This window comes from Streptomyces sp. SID5910 (assembly GCF_009862125.1).
Taxonomy (GTDB): domain Bacteria; phylum Actinomycetota; class Actinomycetes; order Streptomycetales; family Streptomycetaceae; genus Streptomyces.
Window position 1 is genome coordinate 1 of the sequence record NZ_WWHX01000161.1, and the last position, 1,594, is coordinate 1,594.

1 protein-coding gene and 1 pseudogene are annotated in these 1,594 nt (G+C 71.3%); both read left to right on the plus strand.

The window, feature by feature from the left end:
- Positions 1–131 precede the first annotated feature (131 nt).
- Positions 132–1,424: a phosphatase PAP2 family protein gene (locus tag GTW67_RS05735; RefSeq protein ID WP_161163702.1), complete on the plus strand. Its 1,293-nt coding sequence runs from the start codon at positions 132–134 to the stop codon at positions 1,422–1,424.
- Positions 1,425–1,501: 77 nt separating this feature from the next.
- Positions 1,502–1,594: pseudogene (locus GTW67_RS05740) on the plus strand (helix-turn-helix domain-containing protein); the annotation flags it as partial.

Consider the following 1,594-nt stretch of genomic DNA (forward strand, 5'->3'; position numbering starts at 1 on the left):
CACCACTCGTTCGAGCTTTCGTAACCGCCTATTTCTCACGTATCGGCCAAAAATTGATACCTGCCCCACCGCCTCCGACTTCGCGAATACGCGTCAGAAGCACGTTCGCCGCGTGGCGTCGGCCACAGGCGATGCTGTGGACCGCGGCCGGTGTGATCGCCCTGGCGTTCATGGTGGCGCTGGAGATCGCCGCACGCCATTACGGCATGCCGGGGCCGATCACCAACCAGGCGCGCGAGGTGGTGTTCGCCCCCGCCTCCGGGCCGCTGCTGTACGCCAGCATGGCGCTGATGATGGTGGTGCTCACCTGGCGGGAGCGGTTCGTCGCGGCCGGTCTCGCGGTCGGTATCGACGTCGTGTTCGCCCTGGTGCGGTGGCCGGCCGGCGCCGACATGAACTTCGGCAACGGCGCGCTGTGGGTGATCCTCGGCCACGCGGTCGTCGCCCTCACCCGCCGCACCGGACGGGAACGCGTCCTGCTGCTGAAGGGCGTCGGGCTCGGGCTGCTGCTGGTGGCCGGCCGCAAGACCGGCGACGCCTGGCTGCTCATCACGTCGAAGACCCGCCCGACGGTCCTCGACCAGTACCTGGCCAGCGCCGACCACGCGCTCGGCAACCCGTCCTGGGCGGCCGGCCGGATCGTCGGGGCCACCGGCCCCGTCGGCCACCACGTCCTCGACTTCGTCTACACCATGCTCCCCGTGGCCGCGGTCGTCGTCGCCGTCTGGCAGCTGCGCGACGTGGCCGCCGAACGCCGCTTCCCGCGCCACCACCTGGTGCGCACCTTCCTCGCCATAGGCCTGCTCGGACCGGCCGTCTACATGATCTTCCCGGTGGTCGGGCCGGTCTTCGCCTACGGCGACGGCGCCTGGGGCACCGGCGGCGGGATCTGGGCGGTGGCCGACCTGTGGCCGCACACCCTGCCGCCGGCCGGCGGCCCGCAGCACATGCCGTACGACGAGTTCACCCCGCGCAACTGCATGCCCAGCCTGCACACCGCATGGGCCGTGGTGATCTTCATCCACTCCCGCACCGGCCCCCGCGCCCTGCGCTGGGCGGGCACCTTCTGGCTGGTCGCCACGCTCACCGCGACGCTCGGCTTCGGCTACCACTACGGCGTGGACCTGCTGGCCGGCGTGGTGTTCGCCTGCACGGTCGAGGCGGCGCTGCGCACCTTCGACCGCGGCCTGGACTGGCGGGGCGTCCGCCTGGTCGCCCACGGCACGGTCGTTTTCGCCGCACTCCTGGTCTCGTACCGCTACCTGCCCGTGCAGATGGCCGCGCACCCGTGGCTGGCCGGCCCGCTCCTGCTGCTGGCCATGGCCTCGGTGGTCTACGGGTACGCGCGCACCACCAGACTGTGGGACCCCGTCACCGTACCGCTCCCGGCACCGCAGGCGCGCCCGCAGCCCGAACCGGTGTGAACCGGACGCCCGGTGAGTGAGCGCACTCTTGCAAGCGGTTGCTTGCAATAGTTAGCACGCTGGGGCATGGTGGAGGCATGGCTTCGCTCAACGTCGGCAATCTCGGTGAGTACCTGCGCGAGCAGCGGCGCAACGCGCAGCTGTCGCTGCGGCAGCTCGCCGACGCCGCC

What these genes read in the sequence shown, in the direction of transcription:
- GTW67_RS05735 (WP_161163702.1), top strand. Translation starts at nt 132, where the DNA reads ATGCTGTGGACCGCGGCCGGTGTGATCGCCCTGGCGTTCATGGTGGCG.